The organism is Edaphobacter flagellatus, assembly GCF_025264665.1.
Lineage (GTDB): Bacteria > Acidobacteriota > Terriglobia > Terriglobales > Acidobacteriaceae > Edaphobacter > Edaphobacter flagellatus.
Genome location: NZ_CP073697.1, coordinates 1,522,372 through 1,543,158, shown reverse-complemented (window position 1 = coordinate 1,543,158; position 20,787 = coordinate 1,522,372). Strand labels below are relative to the sequence as shown.

16 protein-coding genes are annotated in these 20,787 nt (G+C 56.5%); 14 read left to right on the top strand and 2 right to left on the bottom strand.

Annotated features, from left to right (window positions below):
- Positions 1-95: 95 nt before the first annotated feature.
- Positions 96-713 carry a superoxide dismutase gene (locus KFE13_RS06540; protein ID WP_260706361.1) on the bottom strand — a complete coding sequence of 206 codons (618 nt, stop codon included), beginning with the start codon at positions 711-713 and terminating at the stop codon, positions 96-98.
- A gap of 214 nt (positions 714-927) precedes the next feature.
- Here KFE13_RS06540 and KFE13_RS06535 point away from each other — a divergent pair, with 214 nt between their 5' ends.
- The 14 genes from KFE13_RS06535 (at position 928) to KFE13_RS06470 (ending at position 20,363) form a co-directional block, all read left to right on the top strand.
- Positions 928-3,357: a glycoside hydrolase family 15 protein gene (locus tag KFE13_RS06535; RefSeq protein ID WP_260706360.1), complete on the top strand. Its 2,430-nt coding sequence runs from the start codon at positions 928-930 to the stop codon at positions 3,355-3,357.
- 136 nt (positions 3,358-3,493) lie between these two features.
- A complete protein-coding gene (gene tkt, locus KFE13_RS06530; protein ID WP_260706359.1) occupies positions 3,494-5,497 on the top strand; it encodes a transketolase in 2,004 nt (667 codons plus the stop codon).
- Positions 5,498-5,523: 26 nt separating this feature from the next.
- Positions 5,524-6,213, top strand: a complete 690-nt coding sequence (gene rpiA, locus KFE13_RS06525; RefSeq protein ID WP_260706358.1) for a ribose-5-phosphate isomerase RpiA — start codon at positions 5,524-5,526, stop codon at positions 6,211-6,213.
- Positions 6,214-6,279: 66 nt separating this feature from the next.
- A complete protein-coding gene (locus KFE13_RS06520; RefSeq protein ID WP_260706357.1) occupies positions 6,280-7,146 on the top strand; it encodes an oxidoreductase in 867 nt (288 codons plus the stop codon).
- Between the two features lie 109 nt (positions 7,147-7,255).
- On the top strand, positions 7,256-8,164 hold the full coding sequence (gene gnd / locus KFE13_RS06515) for a phosphogluconate dehydrogenase (NAD(+)-dependent, decarboxylating) (protein WP_260706356.1): 909 nt from the start codon (positions 7,256-7,258) through the stop codon (positions 8,162-8,164).
- Positions 8,165-8,204: 40 nt separating this feature from the next.
- Positions 8,205-9,761, top strand: coding sequence for a glucose-6-phosphate dehydrogenase (zwf, locus tag KFE13_RS06510; RefSeq protein ID WP_260706355.1), 1,557 nt, complete (start codon positions 8,205-8,207; stop codon positions 9,759-9,761).
- Between the two features lie 68 nt (positions 9,762-9,829).
- Positions 9,830-10,621, top strand: coding sequence for a 6-phosphogluconolactonase (pgl, locus tag KFE13_RS06505; protein WP_260706354.1), 792 nt, complete (start codon positions 9,830-9,832; stop codon positions 10,619-10,621).
- On the top strand, positions 10,622-11,668 hold the full coding sequence (glk, locus tag KFE13_RS06500) for a glucokinase (RefSeq protein ID WP_260706353.1): 1,047 nt from the start codon (positions 10,622-10,624) through the stop codon (positions 11,666-11,668).
- A 73-nt stretch (positions 11,669-11,741) separates the two neighbouring features.
- Positions 11,742-14,360 carry a M1 family metallopeptidase gene (locus KFE13_RS06495; RefSeq protein WP_260706352.1) on the top strand — a complete coding sequence of 873 codons (2,619 nt, stop codon included), beginning with the start codon at positions 11,742-11,744 and terminating at the stop codon, positions 14,358-14,360.
- A 5-nt stretch (positions 14,361-14,365) separates the two neighbouring features.
- The gene (locus tag KFE13_RS06490) at positions 14,366-15,625 is read left to right on the top strand and encodes an MFS transporter (RefSeq protein WP_260706351.1); all 1,260 of its coding nucleotides are present in this window, start codon (positions 14,366-14,368) and stop codon (positions 15,623-15,625) included.
- Between the two features lie 164 nt (positions 15,626-15,789).
- Positions 15,790-16,008 carry a PExPT-CTERM protein gene (locus KFE13_RS06485; RefSeq protein ID WP_260706350.1) on the top strand — a complete coding sequence of 73 codons (219 nt, stop codon included), beginning with the start codon at positions 15,790-15,792 and terminating at the stop codon, positions 16,006-16,008.
- Positions 16,009-16,056: 48 nt separating this feature from the next.
- Positions 16,057-17,712: an exosortase J gene (gene xrtJ, locus KFE13_RS06480; protein ID WP_260706349.1), complete on the top strand. Its 1,656-nt coding sequence runs from the start codon at positions 16,057-16,059 to the stop codon at positions 17,710-17,712.
- 26 nt (positions 17,713-17,738) lie between these two features.
- Complete coding sequence (locus tag KFE13_RS06475; protein ID WP_260706348.1) at positions 17,739-19,643, top strand: NHL repeat-containing protein; 1,905 nt, start codon at positions 17,739-17,741, stop codon at positions 19,641-19,643.
- Between the two features lie 72 nt (positions 19,644-19,715).
- Entirely contained in the window at positions 19,716-20,363 is a 648-nt protein-coding gene (locus tag KFE13_RS06470) for a pyridoxamine 5'-phosphate oxidase family protein (protein ID WP_260706347.1), read from the top strand.
- 4 nt (positions 20,364-20,367) lie between these two features.
- On the opposite strand, the gene KFE13_RS06465 is transcribed toward KFE13_RS06470, so the two are convergent.
- Complete coding sequence (locus tag KFE13_RS06465) at positions 20,368-20,655, bottom strand: hypothetical protein (RefSeq protein WP_260706346.1); 288 nt, start codon at positions 20,653-20,655, stop codon at positions 20,368-20,370.
- Positions 20,656-20,787 lie beyond the last annotated feature (132 nt).

Below are 20,787 nucleotides of genomic sequence, written 5' to 3'. Positions count from 1 at the left end.
CGACTACGGGCTTCGCTACGGCATTTTGCCAAAAGGGCGGGGAAAGTGGAGAGGCTGCCTTGCGGCAGCCTCCTTTGATCGATGCGATGTGAGATTTACTTGTAGCTCTGGGCGGTTGCGAAGCGCTTGTTGATCTCGTCCCAGTTGACGGTGTTCCACCACGCGGCAAGGTAGTCGGGGCGGCGGTTGTTGTACTTGAGGTAGTAGGCGTGCTCCCAGACGTCGTTGCCGAGGATGGGGTAGAAACCCTGCGAGATGGGGTTGTCCTGGTTGGCGGAGGTGACGATCTCGAGCTTGCCGCCCTTGAAGATCAGCCAGCCCCAGCCGGAGCCGAACTGCTTGGCGGTGGCTTCGTTGAACTGCTTTTTGAAGGCCTCGAAGTCGCCGAAGTCCTTGGTGATCTGGTCGGCGATAGCGCCGGTGGGAGCACCGCCGCCTGCGGGCTTCATGATCTGCCAGAACATGGTGTGGTTGACGTGGCCGCCGCCGTTGTTCTGCACGACCTTGCGGATATCTTCGGGAATGGCGGCGAGATCCTTGATGAGTTCTTCGGGGGATTTGCTGCCGAGTGCGGGGTGCTTCTCGATGGCGCCGTTGAGGTTAGTGACGTAGGTCTGATGGTGCTTGTCGTGATGAAGCTTCATGGTTGCTTCGTCGATGTGGGGCTCAAGACCGGCGTAATCGTAGGGCAGGGCGGGAAGTTCGTAAGCCACTCTAGTCTCCTGTGTGGTGGGCTTGGCCGGCGGCAAATCTCTGTGCTGCCGGGCGTTCTTCTTTCTACTTCAGATGCCTGGGGCATGCAGTTCGATGCTATGCACTGAATGTTGGGCAAAAAATAATCCGCAACAGGGGAAATGATAGCTCAATCGAACTAAAGGAGTGGTGCTTGCAGAGCAAGCAATCCAGATTTGGGATTTAATGACAGGCATGAGCGAACTTTCTGTTAGCTACCGTTGGCTGAACGATGATGGACCAGCATTTGGAGCGCCGGGGTTGGAGCCGCGGTGGACGTCGAGCAGAAAGGACACGGTGGGGACGGCGTACTCGGCTTCGAGCCGCGTCTGGTACACGATGTCGCATGGCACGCTGAACGAGCTTTACTATCCGACGATCGACAGGCCGCAGACGCGTGACATGGAGCTGCTGTTTACCGACGGCGAGACGTTTGTCCACGAAGAGAAACGCGACCTCGAGTACAGCTTCGAGTATGTGGACGGCGATGCGCTTGCGGTGAAGATGGTGGCGCAGGAGGCGGGCGGGCGCTACAAGGTGACGAAGACCATTGTGTCGAACCCGCATTTTTCTTCCGTGTTGATGCATGTGAAGGTGGAGGGAGATGCGAAGCTGCTGGCGCGGATGAAGTGTTATGCGTTGTTGGCTCCGCATCTGGATGGAGGCGGTGCGGGGAATTCAGCACGGTCGGTGGATGTTGCAGGCAAGCGGTGTCTGCTGGCGTGGAAGAACGGCACGTCGCTGGCGCTGGGAGCGGACTGCGGATTTACGCGGTCGTCGTGTGGTTATGTCGGTTCGAGCGATGGGTATCAGGACCTGTTCGACGACATGAAGATGACGTGGCAGTTCGGTTTGGCGCTGAACGGCAATATTGCGGTGATGGGCGAGATCGACCTGGAGAAGAATAAGGAGTTCACGCTGGCGATTGCGTTTGGCGATGGCGATCATGCTGCGCTGTCGGGCCTGGGGCAGAGTCTGGCGACCCCGTTTGAGAACCATCTGCAGCGGTTTCTGCTGCAGTGGAGCAGGGCGGCTTCACCGGAGAAGCTGGCGGAGGCGGCGACCGATGGCGGGACGCTGATGCGGATCAGCCACAACGTTCTGCTGACGCATGAGGACAAGACGTACTCGGGCGCATTTATTGCGTCGGCGTCGATACCGTGGGGAGCGACGAAGGGCGATTCGGACCTGGGCGGCTATCACCTGGTGTGGACGCGCGATATGGTGCAGACGGCAACAGCTTTGCTGGCCTGCGGAAGAACGGAGACGGCATTGCGCGCGCTGGTATATCTGGCCAGCAGTCAGCGTGCGGATGGGAGCTTTGCGCAGAATTTCTGGATCAACGGCACGCCGTACTGGCAAGGGATTCAGCTGGATGAAGTGGCGTTTCCGATCATCCTGGCATGGCGTTTGTGGAAGCTGAATGGGCTGGGGAACTTCGATGTGTTTCCGTTTGTGGAGCGAGCCGCGGCGTTCCTGGTGAAGTATGCTCCGGTGACGCAGCAGGAGCGATGGGAAGAGACGGCGGGCTATTCTCCGTCGACGCTGGCGACGGTGATTGCGGGTTTGGTATGCGCGGCGGATATTGCGCGGGCGCATGGCTCAATGGAGCTGGGCGGATTTCTGGAGGTGTATGCGGATTGGATTGAGTCGCACCTGGATGAGTGGACGACGACGAATGACGGTGTGCTGCTCCCTGAAGTGAAGAGGCACTATATGCGCGTGAAGCCGCCGTGTCCGGGGGAGCCGTTTCATGATGCGTCGGTGCCGGTGGGATGTTTTCGAATTGCGAATCGCGGGCCGGAGGAGCGGAGTATCTTCGAAGCGCGCGAAGTGATCGATGGCGGCTTTCTGGAGCTGGTGCGATATGGGATACGGCGGGCGGACGATCCGCTGATCGTGGACTCGCTGAAGGTGGTGGATCACTGCCTGAAGTACGAGACGCCGAATGGGGTTTGCTGGCGCAGGTACAACCATGATGGATATGGACAGAAGAAGGATGGCGGTCCGTATGACGGTTGGGGGCAGGGACGAGCATGGCCTCTGCTATCGGGGGAGCGTGCGCACTATGAGCTGGCAGTGGGCGGGGATGCGAAGTCGCTGGTGACGGCGATCGAGCGGTTCAGCTCGAAGGGCGGCATGTTGCCGGAGCAGGTATGGGATGAGGCAGACCTTCCGTCGGAGGGGATGTACTTCGGGCAGTCGGCGGGTTCGGCGCAGCCGCTGGTGTGGGCGCACTCGGAGTATCTGAAGTTGTTGCGGTCGTTGGTGGACGGGAAGGTGTTCGACAGGATTTCGGTGGTCGAAGAGCGCTACGCGGTCGCGAAGGAGAAGCGAAGGTTCCAGAATCAGCATGAGATCTATTCGCTGGGTCGGCAGATCACACGGATGAAGGCTGGATATACGCTGCGCATTGTGGATGGCGGTCACTTCCGCGTGGTGTATTCGCTGGATAACTGGGCGACGGTGAATGAGGCGACAGCGACGATGGTGGGAGCGGCGGGATCGTATGTGGATATTCCGACGACAAAGCCGGGAATGATTGTCTTTACGCTGTGCTGGCCGGGCGAAGGCCAGCCGGAGCATTGGCTGGGCAGAAATGTGGAGATTACGGTTACAGCATGATGAACGTAAACGGGCCAAGGCATGAGGATGCAGGGATGCCGCCTGCGCCTGTACACTGTACGAGAACGTCCTAAATCGAAAAATACACGAGATCGAGCGCCGGTCCATGCTTGTGCGTTCGAGAAAAAGGAAAAGAATGAGCAATCAGCAGACCGACCAGCAGAATGCTTTAGACCAGCTTTCCATCAACGCTCTCCGTTTTCTTGCCGTGGATGCGGTGGAAAAGGCCAAGTCCGGACATCCGGGTGCTCCTTTAGGCTGCGCTCCGATTGCGTACCTGCTGTATCACAAGCTGATGAAGTACGATCCGACGGAGCCGAAGTGGATCGACCGCGACCGGTTCGTGCTGTCGAACGGCCATGCTTCGGCACTGCTGTATGGCGTGCTGCATCTTGCAGGCTATGACCTGCCGATGTCGCAGCTGGAGCAGTTCCGGCAGTGGGGATCGCATACGCCGGGACATCCAGAGCTGGGTGAGGCGCCGGGAGTTGAAGTGACGACGGGTCCGCTGGGACAGGGTTTTGCGATGGCTGTGGGCATCGCGACGGCTGAGAAGCACATGGCTGCGGTGTACAACCGTGATGGCCACAACGTGATTGACCACTACACGTATGTGCTTTGCGGCGATGGCGACCTGATGGAAGGCATCTCGCACGAGACGGCTTCGCTGGCGGGAACGCTGGGCCTGGGCAAGCTGATTGTGCTGTATGACGACAACCTGATCTCGCTGGACGGCCCGACGGAGCTGAGCTTTACGGAAGACGTAACGAAGCGGTTCCAGGCATATCACTGGCATGTGCAGATGGTGGACGACGGCAACGACCTGGTAGCTATCGAAGCTGCGATCAAGGCGGCGAAGGCAGAGACGACGAAGCCCTCACTGATCCGTGTACGCACGGTGATCGGTTACGGAAGCCCGAAGGCCGGCACGAGCAAGGTGCACGGTGAGGCTCTTGGCGCTGAAGCGGTGAAGGCCACGAAGAAGAACCTGGGCTGGCCCGAAGACAAGAGCTTCTACGTACCGGAAGAGGCTGCGAAGAACTGGGCTGAGGCGAAGGAGAAGGGCAAGAAGGCCAAGGCTGCATGGGATGCCTCGTTTGCCGAGTATAAGAAGGCATATCCGGAGCCGGCTGCTGAGTTTGAGCGCGTAGTGAGCGCGAAGCTGGCGGAAGGCTGGGAGAAGAAGGTTCCGACCTTCCCGACAGACAAGCCCGTGGCGACGCGTAACGCAGGCCAAGTGGTGATGAACGCCGTTGCAGGCGTTGTGCCGGAGTTGTTTGGCGGTGCGGCCGACCTGACTGCTTCGACGAAGACGATCTTCAAGGATTCGCCGAACTTCCATGTCGATCCAAAGGGACGCAACGTGTTCTTTGGCGTGCGTGAGTTTGGCATGTGCGCAATGGTGAATGGCATGGCGGCGCATGGCGGCCTGATTCCGTTCGGCTCAACGTTCTTTGTTTTCTCGGACTATGCGCGTAATGCAATTCGCCTGGCGGCGCTGATGAGCGTGCACTCGCTGTTCATCTTTACGCATGACTCGATTGGACTGGGCGAGGATGGACCGACGCACCAGCCGATTGAGCAGCTGATGAGCCTGCGGTTGATTCCGCACCTGACCGACTTCCGTCCCGCGGATGCGAACGAGACGGCTGCTGCCTGGCAGCTTGCGCTGGAGCGAAAGAGCGCGAGCTTTATGGCGCTGTCGCGTCAGGACCTGCCGGTACTGGATGCTGCGAAGTACGGCGTTCTTGCCGGTGTAAGGAAGGGCGCCTATGTGCTTGAGGAGTTTGGCAAGGACATCATTCTGGTTGCGACCGGCTCAGAGGTTTCGCTGGTGATGAAGGCAGCGGAGCAGCTGAAGGCTGAAGGGATTGGCGCAACGGTGGTTTCGATGCCCAGCTTCAAGCTGTTTGATGAGCAGGACGCTGCGTATCAGGCTTCGATTTTCCCGGAGAATACGCCAAAGCTGGCGATTGAGGCCGGTGCAACGATGGGCTGGTACAAGTATGTCGGCCACAATGGCGGCGTGATTGGTATCGATCGGTTTGGCGCTTCGGCTCCTGGACCGATTGCGATGGAGAAGCTGGGCTTCAGCGTGGCGAACGTTGTGGAGCATGCCAAGAAGCTGGTGAAGAAGTAGGCTTTCCGGACCGTGACAGGAAGCGCATGACACAGGGCTTGACACAGGACGGGGCAAAGCGGATGGCGGCCCGGCACGCGCTGGAGTTTGTCGAGGATGGGATGTCGCTGGGACTTGGGACCGGCACCACCTCGGCGATCTTCATCCAAGAGCTGGGTGAGCGGGTCAAGGGCGGGCTGAAGGTGCGGGGTATTGCAACTTCAGCCGCCAGCCAGAAACTGGCTGAATCGCTGTCGATTCCAATTACAAATTTTGAAGAGACGCCGGAGCTGGATCTGGCGATTGATGGCGCGGATGAGGTTGGGCCGGGCCTGGCGTTGATTAAAGGCGGCGGCGGCGCGCTGTTGCGCGAGAAGATCGTCGAGAGTGCGGCGCGGAAGTTTATTGTGATTGCGGATTCGAGCAAACTGGTACAGAAGCTGGGCAAGTTTCCGCTGCCGGTTGAGGTCATCCAGATGGCGAAGCCGACGGTGGAAAGAAGGCTTGCGGCGCTGGGGTTGAATCCAAAACTGCGCCATCATGCGGATGGCTCGAAGTACATCACCGACGAGAACAATTTCATTCTTGATTGCTTCTGCGGGGAGATCGACGATCCGGCGAAGACGGCTGCCGATATTCGCGCGATTGTCGGCGTTGTGGAGCATGGATTGTTTCTGAATATGGCATCGTTTGCTCTGATTGCAAGCGACCAGGGTGTTGCGAAGGTTGCGAGATAGCTTGAGAACGCCTCAATACTGTCGTTGCGTTTGCATCGCTGCGTGACGAACGGACGTCTGATAGATATGGCGAATTCATCGGTTTCTTCCAATTCGGATCGTGTCTGGTTCATCACCGGTGCGTCTACGGGGTTTGGGCGCATATTGGCTGAGGAAGTTTTGAAACGCGGCGAGCGGGTTGTTGCGACGGCACGCAAGGTGGAGCAGGTCAAAGACCTTGAAGAAAAGTTTCCCGGTAAAGCGTTGGCCGTGACGCTGGATGTCACGAAGCAGGAGCAGGTAGATGCAGCCCTGGCGAAGACGCTGGAGCGATTTGGCCGGGTGGATGTTCTGGTGAACAATGCCGGTTACGGTGTTGCGGGCGCGATCGAAGAGGTCTCCGAGGCAGAGCTGGCGCCGATGTATGAGACGAATGTCTTTGGGCTGCTGCGTGTGACACGCACGTTTCTGCCCCAGCTTCGTAAACAGCGCAGCGGGCACATACTCAATCTCTCTTCCATTGGTGGACTGACCGCGGGACCGGGTTGGGGTCTGTACCAGAGCACAAAGTTTGCGGTGGAGGGGCTGTCGGAGGCTCTGGCGCAAGAGGTTGCTCCGCTGGGAATCAAGCTGACGATTGTTGAGCCGGGGCCATTTCGCACGGACTTCCTTGGGCGCTCTGGGGTGGAAGCGGCGAAGAGGATTCATGACTACGATGCGACGGCAGGTAATGCGCGCCGCTATATGAATGAGCAGGATGGAAAGCAGCCGGGCGATCCGCTGAAGGCTGTGCAGGCCATGATTCAGGTTGTGGATGAGGAGAATCCTCCGCTGCGGCTGCTGTTGGGAGCGGGCGCGCTGAAGCGCGTGCGGGAGAAGATCGACCGGTGGCAGAAGGAGCTGGCGGCATGGGAGCCGGTAACGGTTGGAGCGGATTTTCCTCCCGGGCAATGAGATTGAAGTGTTTGAAACAAAGCCCATGCAGAGTTGTCATGGGTTGATTCAGAGAGGCTAGCGAAGAATCCAGACGGCACGGCCGTTTTAGTAAGGAAAGGAAGACGAGATGGAATTAGGAATTATTGGCCTTGGGAAGATGGGCTTCAACATGGCGGAGCGTTTGAAGCTGGCGGGCCATAAGGTTGTCGGGTTCGACTTCAACAAGGATGCGACGGCGCGGTTGACGGCGGCAGGTTCGCTGGGCGTGAACTCCCTTGAAGACCTGGTGAAGAATCTGTCGACCCCGCGTGCGGTGTGGGTGATGGTGCCTTCGGGCGATCCGGTGGACCAGACGATTGCGAAGCTAGAGGGCCTGCTGTCGAAGGGGGACACGATCATTGACGGTGGCAACTCGAACTATAAGGACACGCAGCGCCGCCATGCTGCGGTGACGGCCAAGGGATTTGAGTATGTGGATTGCGGCACTTCAGGCGGCGTATGGGGCCTGAAGGAGGGCTACAGCCTGATGATTGGCGGCGATAAGGCTCCGGTGGAGCGGCTGACGCCGATCTTTCAGGCGCTTGCTCCTTCGCCGACGGAGGGCTGGGGCCACGTCGGGCCTTCGGGCGCGGGTCACTTCGTGAAGATGGTGCACAACGGCATTGAGTATGGATTGATGCAGGCGTATGCCGAGGGCTTCTCGATCATGAAGGCGAAGGAAGAGCTGGGTCTGGACCTGACGCAGATCTCGCATATCTGGCAGAAGGGCTCGGTTGTGCGTTCGTGGCTGCTGGACCTGACGGCAGGTGCGCTGGATAAGAATCCTACGCTGGCCGGGCTGGAGGCGTGGGTTCCGGATTCGGGTGAAGGACGCTGGACGGTGACGGAGGCGATCGATCTGAATATTTCGGCACCGGTGATTACAGAGTCGTTGATTCGCAGACTGCGTTCGCGCGAAGAGAACAATTTTACGGATCGCATGATCTCGATTATGCGTGGCGCGTTTGGCGGCCACGACGTGAAGAAGGCCGAGTAGGCGACGTTAGAAGAGACTAGAGAACGAGGGGTATATCGATATGGCTACAACACAAGTACAAGTTGCTCCCGATAAGCTTGCGGCCGCGCGTAACTCGGAGAGGACACCGGAGCCGTGTATCGTAGTGATCTTCGGTGCGTCCGGCGATCTGACGAAGAGGAAGCTGCTGCCTGCACTCTACCATCTGGAGCAGTCGAATCTGCTGCCGAAGGAATTTGCCGTTGTGGGCGTAGCACGTCGTCCGCTGGAAGGGACCTTCGCGCCGGATATGAAGGAAGGGATTATCGCTGGCGGAGGCGTGGAGGAGAATGATCCAAGGCTGGCCCCGTTTGTCGATCGCGTGTCGTACTATGCGATGAACTTCGATGATGGCGCTGGCTACGAAGGGCTGAAGAAGACGCTGGCGGAGCTGGACGGCAAGTACAAGACGCGCGGCAACCGGCTCTTTTATCTGGCAACAGCGCCGGAGTATTTCTCGGACATCATCAACTTCCTGGGGCAGCATGGAATGGCGCAGCCTGAGGCCGGTGCAGAGGGTAAGGCTCCGTGGGTGAGGACAATCATCGAGAAGCCGTTCGGGCATGATCTTGAGTCGGCACGTGCCTTGAACGATGAGGTGAACAAGGTCTTCCGTGAAGACCAGATCTTCCGCATCGATCACTACCTGGGCAAGGAAACGGTGCAGAACATCCTCGTCTTCCGGTTCGCCAATGGCATCTTCGAGAATGTATGGAATCGCAACTATATCGACCATGTCGAGATTACGGCTGCGGAGTCGATCGGTATCGAAGGCCGCGGGCCGTTCTATGAACAGGCTGGTGCGCTTCGCGACGTGGTGCAGAACCATGTGATGGAACTGCTGAGCTTTGTCGCCATGGAGCCGCCGGTTTCGTTTCAGGCAGATGCGGTGCGTGCGGAGAAGGTGAAGGTCTGGAAGGCAATCTCGCCGATTCATCCGGCAGACACGGTGCGCGGCCAGTATGGGCCGGGCATGGTGGACGGCAAAGCGGTGCCTGGCTACCGGCAGGAAGACCGTGTGCATCCTCGCTCGCAGACGGAGACCTATGCGGCGCTGCGGCTGGAGATCGAGAACTGGCGCTGGGCCGGCGTTCCGTTCTACATTCGTGCGGGCAAGCGTCTCGCGAAGCGCGTGACGGAGATTACGGTTCAGTTTAAACAGCCGCCGATGTCGCTGTTCAAGGGTAGCGAACACCACGAGTCCGACTCGATCAAGCCGAATCTGATTTCGATGCGTATTCAGCCGGATGAAGGCATTTCGCTGCGTTTTAGCGCGAAGCTGCCTGGACCGAGCATGGACATCAGCCCGGTACAGATGAACTTCAGCTACGCGGATGCATTCGGCAAGTCGTCGGCCAATGGGTATGAGCGGCTGCTGTTGGATGCGATGCTGGGCGATGGTACGTTGTTTGCGCACCGTGACGGTGTAGAGGCAACGTGGGCGCTGATGACGCCGATCCTAAAGGCGTGGGCGGAGACTCCGGTGAAGGACTTCCCGAACTATGCTGCAGGAACGTGGGGTCCTTCGGCGGCGGATGCGCTGCTGGAGTCTGAAGGCCGCAAATGGCGTAAGCTATAGTTCCATATAACCAGACGGCCTCGCTTCGGCGAGGCCAAACCATTGCTCCAGATGTAGAGGGAAGATTTATGCCGCGTCCTACAAGTGTTACGTATCAGGTTTATTCGACTCCGGCGAAGGTTGCAGAGGCCGCTGCGGAGTTGTTTGCTTCGGCCGTAGCAGGTGCGGCGAACGCGCGAGGGATTGCTCGCGTGGCTATCTCAGGCGGGACGACTCCGAAGGCGATGTTTGTGCTGCTGGCATCGGAGCCATTCGCGAGCAAGGTGCCCTGGGACAAGCTGGATCTCTACTGGGTGGATGAGCGCTGCGTTCCGCCGGATGATGCGGAGTCGAACTATCGCATGACGCGTGAGGCGCTGCTATCGAAGGTTCCGCTGCCGGTTGAGCGAATCCACCGGATGGAAGGAGATCTGGAGCCGGAGGTTGCGGCAGCACGGTATGAGGCGGCGATTCGCAATGGCTTCAAGCTTGAAGGGGCGCAGACGCCGACGTTCGATCTTGTGCTGCTGGGGATGGGAGACGATGGCCATACGGCGTCACTGTTCCCGCATACGGAAGCGTTGAACGATATGACGCACATCGTGGTGGCGAACTATGTTCCGCAGAAGGATACATGGCGCGTGACACTGACCTGGCCGGTGATCAATCAGGGCAGGGAAGTAGTATTCCTGATTGAGGGCGAGAAGAAGGCGCAGGTGCTGCACGATGTGTTTGAAGGGCCGTACCAGCCTGAGGTTTATCCTTCGCAGATTATTCGTCCGGCGAGCGGGAAGCTGACGCTCTTGCTGGATAAGGCCGCAGCCGCTAAGCTGCCAGCACCGGCGGATGGTGGATCGACCGGAACACTGGAGTTGAAATAAATGATTCTTGCTGGTGATGTTGGCGGCACGAAGGTTCATCTTGCGCTTTACGACTTTGCTGGCGGACAGCTGCATCCGATTCGCGATGCAAAGTTCGCGGCGCATCAGTTTAGTTCGTTGGATGAGGTGGTCAACGAGTTTCTGAGTGGTGATGAGAACACCCCGGCGACGAAGCGTGACGAGATTCTCGCTGCATGTTTCGGCGTGCCGGGCCCGGTGCGTGATGGCCGGCTGAAGCTGACGAACCTGCCATGGACGTTGGATGTGCGTGATCTGTCGCGATCGTTGTCGATCAAGCATGTTTTTCTGATCAATGATCTTGAGGCAAATGGCTATGGGATTCCGGAGCTTGCGCCGGATAAGATCTTTACGCTGCATGCAGGTGATCCAAATGCTGTCGGACATCGTGGGCTGATCTCCGCGGGCACGGGCCTGGGGCAGGCGCTGTTGATATGGGACGGAAAAACGCATAGACCCATTCCTTCGGAGGGTGGGCATTGCGACTTTGCAGCGCGTTCGAATCGCGAGATTGCGATGCTGGAATATCTGCGCAACAAGCTGAAGGGTCGCGTGAGTTTTGAGCGTGTTGTCTCAGGGCTTGGCATCAAGAATGTTTACGAATTTTTGCGCGATGTGGAGAAGATCAACGAGCCGAAGTGGCTGTGCGATCGCATGCTGGCCGAGGACCCAAATGTGGTGATTGGCGAGTGTGCTGAGGATGGATCGAGCTCGCTTTGCTTTGAAACCATGAAGACGTTCGCGTCGGCTTACGGTGCGGAGGCAGGCAACCTGGCATTGAAGATGCTGGCTACGGGTGGAATTTATCTGGGAGGCGGAATCGCTCCCAAGCGTTTGAAGACGATGCAGAATGGGTTCTTTATGCAGGCGTTTCTGGATAAAGGAAGAATGTCTCCTCTGCTGCAGGCGATTCCGGTGAAGGTGATTCTGGACGATACGTGCGCTCTACTTGGCGCTGCAGCTTATGCGGAGGCTCGAGCTGCGGAATTGGGCGGAGTGTCGGAGCGTGCAGCTTCGTTGAACGCCTGACCTTTGAATTAAGCGGGGAAAGAGGGATAAGCCGCGCCATGAGCGCGGCTTATGTTCGTTATTCTTTAAAGATATGGTTTTGCATGTTGTTGTTCGCCGTGCCCTGTCTACTCTTGCGTTTGTCTTCTTCCCGCTTACAGCTTTGTATGGGCAGCGGTTGCCTGCGGGCGTACATCCGGAGCACTATTCGCTGACACTTACGCCTGATCTGAAGGCAGCTACTTTTGCGGGCGACGAGACAATTGATGTTGTTCTGGATCGGCCGAGCACAACGATCACACTGAACGCAGTGGAGATCCAGTTTGTGTCAGTAAAGGCCAATAGCGGAGGTGGTTCTCAAGCGGCAGTTGTGTCCACAGACGAGAACAAGGAGCAGGCGACATTTACATTTGCTCAGCCTCTGCCTGCAGGCAAGGTTTCTTTGAAGATCAGCTATCGCGGCATTTTGAACAACAAGCTGCGCGGGTTTTATCTTTCGAAAACAAAAGCCCGTAATTATGCGGTGACGCAGTTTGAACCTACGGATGCACGGCGCGCTTATCCCAGCTTTGATGAGCCTGCGCTGAAGGCGACCTACGACATCACACTTGTGATCGATGCAAGTGATAATGCAATTTCCAATACACAGGTCATTTCGGATGCGCCTGGACCGGTTGAGGGCAAACATACGGTCAAGTTCGCGACGACCCCGAAGATGTCAACCTATCTTGTGGCGTTCCTGGTGGGCGATTTCAAGTGTTCGTTGGGCAAAGCAGATGGTGTGCCGATTCGTGCCTGCTCGACACCGGATAAGGTTGCGATGACGAAGTTTGCGGTGGAGAGCGCGGAGTATATTCTGCCGTACTACAACAAGTACTTTGGGATTAAGTATCCGATGCCGAAGCTGGATATGGTGGCTCTGCCTGATTTTGAAGCGGGCGCGATGGAAAACTTCGGCTGCATCACCTATCGCGAGACGGACTTGCTGGTTGACGAGAAGCGGAGTGCGATACCCGCAAAGAAGCGTGTTGCGATTGTTGTGGCCCATGAGATGGCGCACCAGTGGTTCGGCGATATGGTGACGATGCAGTGGTGGGACAATCTTTGGCTGAACGAGGGCTTTGCCTCATGGATGGAGTCGAAGCCGGTGGCGAAGTGGAAGCCGGAGTGGGCGTTTCCTGAGGACGATGCACGCGATCTGGATGCAACGCTGAATCTCGATTCGCAGCCAACGACGCGGACGATTCGTGCTACGGCAGAGACGCCGGATGAGATCAATGAGATGTTCGACGGGATTGCCTATGGCAAGGCTGGAGCGGTGTTGGGGATGGTAGAGAATTACCTCGGGGAAGAGGCTTTTCGCCAGGGAGTGCATAACTATCTTGCAGCACATCTGTATGCAAATGCGACGGCAGAGGACTTCTGGAATGCACAGACGGAGAACTCGCATCAGCCTATCGACAAGGTTATGCAGAGCTTTGTGACGCAACCCGGTGTTCCCTTACTGGCATTCGCGCAAAGCACCGGGAAAGATATGCCGCTGGACCAGAGCCGATTCTTCCTGTCCAATCCGGCGGGAAGCAGTACTGCGCAACGGTGGACGCTTCCTGTTTGTTTGAAGTCGGTCGGCAAGCCGGTCTGCCGACTGGTCTCCTCTGGAGATACTGCTTTGCATCTGCCGGAGAATGCCACGTCCCCGTTCTTTTATGGAAATGCAGGCGCGAAAGGCTATTACCGCAGCCTGTATGCGCTTGAGCAGCTGGCTGCGATGATTGCGAAGGCTGAGAGCGGGCTAAGTTCTGTGGAGCGTATTAGTCTGCTCGGCGACCGATGGGCTCTGGTGCGTTCGGGGCAGGGGACGGCGAAAGAGTTTCTCGACCTGGTACTTGCGCTTAAGAATGACTCGAATGGCCTGGTGATGGAAACGGCGTTCGACAAGGTGAAATCGATCAATGCGCGTATTGCGACCGACGAGGATCGTGATCAGCTTGCGGCAGTCCTGCGTCGCGAATTCGGTCCTGTTTATGCTGCTCTTGGGAAGCCGGAGCGCAATGAACCATTTACAAAGCAGCAGCTGCGGGTCGAGCTGATGGGTCTTTTAGGCCGCGCAAAAGAACCGGCCGTACTGAATGAAGCAAAGGCGTTGACCGATCGCGCTTTCGCGTCTGGAGCGATGAAAGACAAAGGGCTGGACCCCTTGTTAGCTGACGAGGCGATAGCGATTTCAGCGACGAATGGCGATGCAGTTCTATATGACAAGGTGATGGCGGCGAGCAGGAACCCTATCGATCCCGGAGCGCAGTCGGATGCGCTGCGCACGCTGGCTTTTTTCCGCGACCCTGAACTGGTGAAGCGCACGCTGGACTATGCTGTTTCCGGCGAGGTCCGTAATCAGGACAGCTGGATTCCGCTCTCTATATTGCTTGGAAGCTATGAGACGCGCGATCAGGCGTGGCAGTATGTGCAGGAGAACTGGGACAAGGTACATGCGCAACTGACGACCAATTCTGGTGCGCATATTGTGAGCGCGGCGGGAAGCTTCTGCTCGGCAGAAAAACGCGATGAGGTGGCGGCGTTCTTTGCAACCCATAAAGTGGATGCGGCGGAACGAACGCTGGCTAAGGCTTTGGATAATATTAACGATTGCATCCACCTGCGTGCAGCACAGGAGCCAAGCCTGCATCAATGGCTTGCGGCGCAACCGAAGCAATGACAGCGATGACTAAAGTGCAGGAGCGGTCGGGGCTTCGTCTATGGGCTCCAGTGGTGTCGATGACGCTGCTAGGGCTGCTCAGCTATGTCGATCGCAGTGTGCTTGCCATTCTGAGTCCAACCATTCTTGCCGATCTCCACATGTCGGCAACGCAGTATGGATACGCGATTCTTGTTTTCAGCCTCTGTTATATGCTGGCCAATCCAGTGTGGGGATTCTGGATGGACCGTGCTGGCTTGTGGATGACAACACTCATCGCTGTTCTGGTATGGTCGTTGGCTTCGGGGAGTCATGGCCTGATGGTTGGCTTTGCTGGTATGTGCCTGGCTAGAGGCGTGCTGGGGTTTGGCGAGGGAGCAACCTTTCCAGCGGGACTGAAGACCGTTTCGGAGACATTGCCGGAGGAGAAGCGCTCGTTCGGGTTGGGAATCGCTTATAGCGGCGGCTCTTTGGGAGCTGCGATTACGCCGCTAATCATTACTCCGATTGCGGTGCGGTGGGGATGGCGTGCAGCTTTTGCTGTTACGGCTGTATTTGGAATGGCATGGATCGTTCTGTGGGTCATGCTGAAGGTCTGCGGGCTGTATGGAGTTTCTCAAGGGCCTCGTGAGCGTGACGTAACGTTGACGCGGGAGGTTGGTCAGTCCAGATGGAGCCGTGATCTGTTTGCTGCGGCTGCTGTTTATGGTTTGGGAGCCGCGCCTCTCGCTTTCGGTCTCTATGCCGCGCCGCTTTACCTTACCCGCGTTTTGCATCTCGGACAGTCTTTATTAGGACATCTTTTGTGGCTACCTCCCGCGGGATGGGAAGCGGGATATCTCCTCTTCGGGCGGTGGGCTGATTGGCTGCGCAGGCGCGATGCTATGCGCGCAGGGACAATCAGACGAAGGCCCCAGCGCGTCTTCTTCCTTCTTGCTCTGGTCAGCACCCCCATCGTGTTTACGCAGAGCCTGACCCAAAGTGCATTTCCTGTTGGGTTGACGATGGGGTTGTTTTTCTTTGAGATGTTCGTTGCAGGCGGCTTTGTGGTCTTTGCTCTGTCGGATGGCATGGCTGTGCTGCCAAAGCAAAACTCGGCTTTTCTTGCGGGAATATGTATCTCGGCCTGGGCACTTGTTACGGGTGTCCTGATGCCTGTGATCGGGCACTTGTTCGATCGCGGGCGCTACTCCTCTGCGCTTTGGATGATTGCTTGCTTGCCAATGTTGGGGGTGCTGCTTTGGCAGATATTGCGCTCACGCGATTTAGATTCCTCATCCTACTGAGGCTCAGAATGTTAGCGGGGATACGGCACCCCGTTTTTGTAGAGATTTCCAGTGTTTTCAGCGATATTCGCGCTGTCTGAACCACACAAAAGTGTTACAAAGGCGCACTGATGGTGCGTTGACTTTGATTTCAGGTGCCCGTAACTTTCCCAAAAGAGGACACCATGAAGAAATTATTCCTGATTCTCGGTTTCACTATCTTCCTTTCGGCAGCCCTCCCGCTCCACGCCCAGGGTGGAGAGATCACGACCGGGGACTGCACAGACTCCCCCGAAAACCCAACCGTCATCCTTGCCTTAGTTGGTTCGGCTGGCGCATTTCTCGCATCGGCGCGTTCTCGTATGAAAGCTCGCCGTGATTCTTCCAACGAAACGAACGGGTAATTTTTCGCTTCCCGTCCTTACCCACCCATCATTTTCGAAGAGATTGGCATGTCTACCATCCCGGCGACCGACCTTCGCCCACATCTATCGTCATGGGCTCGGCGGCTTTCGCCACCCCAGGCCGCAGGGCTCGCGGCAACTCTTGCCGTTGTCGGGCTTTGCAGTATCCGGTCGACGGTAGCGTTTCTGTGGTACATCTGGACCACGGACGCACTGAAGTCCATTGGAATGCTGATTCCGTTGGTCAGTCTTGTTCTGATTATGCGGGTATGGCGATCGATGGACTGGGAGATGGATGGCAGCTGGTGGGGATTGGCGATTCTGGCGGTCACGATCGCAGCGGTCCATCTTCGTGACCAAGCCATTCTCATTTTCGTTCTTTCGCCGCGATGGAATATCTATATTCCTCCATACTCACTGGTTGTGTTTGGATACACGTCGGGAGTCGTGCTTCTCTTCGGAGGCACAAAACTCTATCGTGCGGCACTGTTTCCTATTGTTTTAACGTGGTTCGTTAATCCGATTCCACATGTCTTCAACATCTTTGTCGATTTGCCGCTGCAGCGCGTCTCAGCGCATGTTGCCCGGGCATTCGCGATGGCATTGGGACAGCCGTTAACGCCCGATCAGATGCGATTGATGTTTACGCCGAATTTTGGAATGTTCATCGCTCCGGGTTGCAATGGCATTCGCGGTGCTGTAACCATGGGATTTGTTGCAGTTGTTACGGGCTATATCTATCGCTTCCGTTGGCAGGCGCATGCTCTGGTGGTGGCCGGTGCTGTGTTGCTGGGATACGTCTTCAACTTTGCCCGCTTGTGCCTACTGGTTCTCTATTACATCGTTGCCCTGCATGTGCCGCGGCTGCAGAATAGAGCCAAGCTGGCCGACTACATTATCGGTGCATGCCTGTTTTTGATAGCGACGCAATTGTTGTTCTATGCAATTCGCCGCCTTCGCGGACAAGCCATGCAAGAGAAGCGCGAAGCTGTAGTTCTGGGTGAACGAAAACAAGATGTTTTTCTTTCACTCGATCTTCGTCTTGCTGTGATGGCTGTCATCGCTTTTTTGGGATGCTTCGGTACAGTACGTGCCATCGCGCATGAGGTCGGCAGCGATCCATCGCAAACTCGCACCAGCCCAACCTCTGCAGGGGTGTTTCCGGAGCATGTCGGCAACTACTCCCTTGTGCGTACGTGGAACGAAAATCTGGTGAGTGGCCCACTGCTCTTTCATTGGGGAGAATACGCTCCCGATGGAGGAGGAACCCATATCTCGCTTGGTGTTTCCCCCGTGCTTGGATCGCACGATACGCTGATCTGTCATTCAGCGCGTGGGGAAGATCCTCTGTGGCGTGACCAGCTGAATGTAACTATGGCGCATAAGAACTTGATAGGGTTCAGCGCATCGCTTTATAACAACGGAGCCGTGCAGTATCTCGAAATGACCACGATATGCAGCGGTTCCCACTGTGGTGAATATTCAAGCGATCGCAAGCATTTTGGTTTTGTCTACAGCAAGCCGGATCCGCAGGCACTGTTTTCGCAAGATCCACAGCGTCCTATCCCTATACTTCTGAAGGCAGAGACTCTGGATACACGGTTATTACCTGAGGTTGCTGAGAAGCAGCTCAGCGAGGATATGCGCTCTTTCCTGGGACAGGCCGATATGGATGTTTTCGTGAAGCCTTACAGGAGCAGATAACGACACTGTATTATTCGTATAAACGCATGAAGTTTACCTCCCGTGTCTTTGCTCCCCTGGTTTGTGCTGCTGCAAGTGGCCTAGTGTTTCTCTCCGGATGTGGATCGGGAGGAACTGTTTCTACTCCGCCAATACCTCCTACGACGACGTCTGTGTTAATTTCGGGCAAGGTGCTGGCCGGGTCGCAGCCTATTGTTGGAGCGAGTGTTCAGGTGTATTCGGCCGGGGCGTCGGGGAATGGCTCTGGTGCGACCCCTCTCTTATTGCTTCCTGTCACCACAGACGCGAGCGGCGCTTTTGCCATCACATCGGGGCTTAGCTGCTCCTCTGCTGCTCCGATGGTGTATCTGATTGCTCGGGGCGGAAAGGTTGGAAGCGCTGCTGCAAATTCTTCGATTGCTTTAGCTACGGCGGTCGGCAATTGCAACCAGCTTTCGACGACTGCGACGACTTCATTTACCGTCAACGAAGTTACGACGGTTTCTTTTGCATGGGCACTGTCACAGTTTCTCAACCCAGGCGGCAGCATCGGCGCGACGTCGACCAATGCAGTGGGTCTGGCAAATGCTTTTGCTACGGCGGCCAATCTTGCCGATCCAGTTCAGGGAAAGTCTCCGGGGTCAAGTTTTCCTGCTACAGGAAGGTCTCCTGCGTCGAAGATCAATGCATTGGCCAATCTGCTCAACACGTGCGTTTCATCGGCTAATGCGAATAGCTGTAGTGCCTTATTTAGCGCCACGGCTCCGGCAAACGCCGCTGCTCCGTCGGACACGCTCGACGCAGCTCTGCGTCTAGCGCGTAGCCCAGGACAGAACGTTGCTGCCCTCTATACGCAATCGATCTCAAGTACCGCATACTCGCCGGTGATTCCGAAAGCTCCTTCGGACTGGACGATCTCGATCAGCTACGGCGGCGCCGGCATGAATATGCCGACTGGAATTGGTGTCGATAGCAAGGGCAATGTGTGGGTCGCGAGCCTCAATGGGGCGGCTTCCAAATTTACGCCGACAGGCTCGCCCGTATTTTCTTCGGGCATTACGGGGAACGGGCTGCAGACCTCTTTTGGGCTTGCAGTCGATGCTCAGGACAATGTTTGGATCCCCAACGAAGCGAGTCCTTCGACAGTCAACGGTGGCAAGGGATCTGTAACGGTGCTGAGTTCGAGTGGGCAGGCTGTCTCAGGCGCCACGGGGTATATCTCAGGCGGTCTTAGTTATCCGATTGCTGTCGCGATCGATCCAAGTGGCTCGGCCTGGGTATTGAATTATTTCAACTCGACGGTCACTCTCCTTTCGAGCTCAGGCGCTCCACTTTCAGGTAAAGGTGGGTACTCTGCTCCATCGCTGGCCTTTGTTGTGTCGGTGGTTGCTGATGCAAACCACAATGCGTGGATTGGAAATCAAAACAACGAGTATGTAACGCAGTTGTCCGGCGACGGCTCGAAATCTTCAGGGGTGGCGTGCTGTAGTGGGCCGCAGGGACTCGCTATCGACCAGCGTGGTTATATTTGGGCCGCAAATTTTTATGGAGATAGCGTCAGCCAAATTTCGCCTTCGGGGTCGATCATGTCTCCCCAGAGCGGATATAGCGGTGGCGGTATCTTTCATCCGCAGGGGATTGCTGTCGATGGTGCCGGAGCAATCTGGGTGATGAACTTGCGCAATGCACCAGGCAGTGTGAATCCCACATTGGCGCAGATGGCTGGCTCCAATGCCTCCGCGCCAGGCAGTATTTTGTCATCTGCCACGGGATGGCTGGCGGATGCTAATCTCGTGCAGCCCTATGCTCTTGCTATCGATGCAAGCGGCAATCTATGGATAACAAATTTCACCAACGACGCAACGTATGCCAATAGCAACTCTATCGTTGAGGTGGTGGGAATGGCGGTGCCGGTGAAGACTCCTGTCATTGGACCACCTCAGGTTCCCTAAGAGGCTCCGCATCCTTTGGACCTTCTGCGATATCTAATAAAAGTCGCGATTCGCAGATGGGAGCCAAGTGTTATGGGTCGAAGTTTTGCACGTCTCGCCTTTACGCCTTTCGTTCAAAAACAGCAGATCGCACATGGTAGCCGCTCGCTGTATCAGCGCACTGAACAGATGGGGCGCATTGACGACGTCTTCACGGAGATGGAACGTCACTTTATTGCCTCACGCGATTCCTTCTATATCTCAACTGTGAGTGAGACCGGCTGGCCTTACATTCAGCATCGCGGCGGTGAGCCTGGATTTTTGCGGGTGATCGATGAAAGAACAATTGGCTTCGCGGACTATCGCGGCAACAAGCAATACATCACTCAGGGCAATATAAACCATGATAATCGTGTAGCACTTTTCCTGATGGATTACCCGACGCAAAGCCGGCTTAAGATACTAGGCCGCACTTCTGTGCATGAAGGTCCAGAAGCGCAGAAGATGATAGCTGAGCTTAGCGAGAAACGTGTGCAAAGCATAGTCGAGCGTGTGGTTGTCATTCATGTTGAGGCGTTCGACTGGAACTGTCAGCAACACATCACGCCACGTTATACCGAAGATCAGATCGCACGGGTGACGGCACCCCTTCGGCAACGCGTGATCGATTTAGAGGTTGAGAATCAACGCTTGCGCGATGAAGTAAATGCATACATGACGAAGCACTCTACGAAAATCTGAACCGTTACATCATACGGAAGCGTTCGCGCATGAGTCGCTGAAAGCGCGGTTTCCAGATCAGGTCGTAAGCAAGTTCCTTGCCAGGAAACATCGCAAGCGCCGCTTTGCGTGAATCGGCAACCATCTGCGAGGCTTCATCAATACTCAGTGTTGTGTCCTGGGCTATGGTCTGCATCACCATGTTCATCATCATCTGCATGCGGCGAATTAACTTTCGTTCCTCCGCAATCTCCTGAGGTGATGGTGGGACTGCCTTTTCGTCAAAATAGTTAGCGTCTTGCCTGTGATCCATGAGCCTTTGTCCTCCGCTGGTTTCACCTTACTCCGGTCGATAGTTTGTAGCGAGAAAATTTCGCAGGTGCCATCATGCAAGGTTCCTCGCAGTACGTGCAGTTGCGAGATCTCTGATGGCTGTAGTGGAGGT

Bases quoted from the DNA above. Each gene is read 5' to 3' on its own strand.
- zwf (WP_260706355.1), top strand. From the start codon at position 8,205: ATGGCTACAACACAAGTACAAGTTGCTCCCGATAAGCTTGCGGCCGCG.
- KFE13_RS06495 (WP_260706352.1), top strand. From the start codon at position 11,742: ATGGTTTTGCATGTTGTTGTTCGCCGTGCCCTGTCTACTCTTGCGTTT.
- KFE13_RS06475 (WP_260706348.1), top strand. From the start codon at position 17,739: ATGAAGTTTACCTCCCGTGTCTTTGCTCCCCTGGTTTGTGCTGCTGCA.
- KFE13_RS06485 (WP_260706350.1), top strand. From the start codon at position 15,790: ATGAAGAAATTATTCCTGATTCTCGGTTTCACTATCTTCCTTTCGGCA.
- tkt (WP_260706359.1), top strand. From the start codon at position 3,494: ATGAGCAATCAGCAGACCGACCAGCAGAATGCTTTAGACCAGCTTTCC.
- xrtJ (WP_260706349.1), top strand. From the start codon at position 16,057: ATGTCTACCATCCCGGCGACCGACCTTCGCCCACATCTATCGTCATGG.
- rpiA (WP_260706358.1), top strand. From the start codon at position 5,524: ATGACACAGGGCTTGACACAGGACGGGGCAAAGCGGATGGCGGCCCGG.
- KFE13_RS06465 (WP_260706346.1), bottom strand. From the start codon at position 20,655: ATGGATCACAGGCAAGACGCTAACTATTTTGACGAAAAGGCAGTCCCA.
- gnd (WP_260706356.1), top strand. From the start codon at position 7,256: ATGGAATTAGGAATTATTGGCCTTGGGAAGATGGGCTTCAACATGGCG.
- KFE13_RS06520 (WP_260706357.1), top strand. From the start codon at position 6,280: ATGGCGAATTCATCGGTTTCTTCCAATTCGGATCGTGTCTGGTTCATC.
- pgl (WP_260706354.1), top strand. From the start codon at position 9,830: ATGCCGCGTCCTACAAGTGTTACGTATCAGGTTTATTCGACTCCGGCG.
- KFE13_RS06535 (WP_260706360.1), top strand. From the start codon at position 928: ATGAGCGAACTTTCTGTTAGCTACCGTTGGCTGAACGATGATGGACCA.
- glk (WP_260706353.1), top strand. From the start codon at position 10,622: ATGATTCTTGCTGGTGATGTTGGCGGCACGAAGGTTCATCTTGCGCTT.
- KFE13_RS06490 (WP_260706351.1), top strand. From the start codon at position 14,366: ATGACTAAAGTGCAGGAGCGGTCGGGGCTTCGTCTATGGGCTCCAGTG.
- KFE13_RS06470 (WP_260706347.1), top strand. From the start codon at position 19,716: ATGGGTCGAAGTTTTGCACGTCTCGCCTTTACGCCTTTCGTTCAAAAA.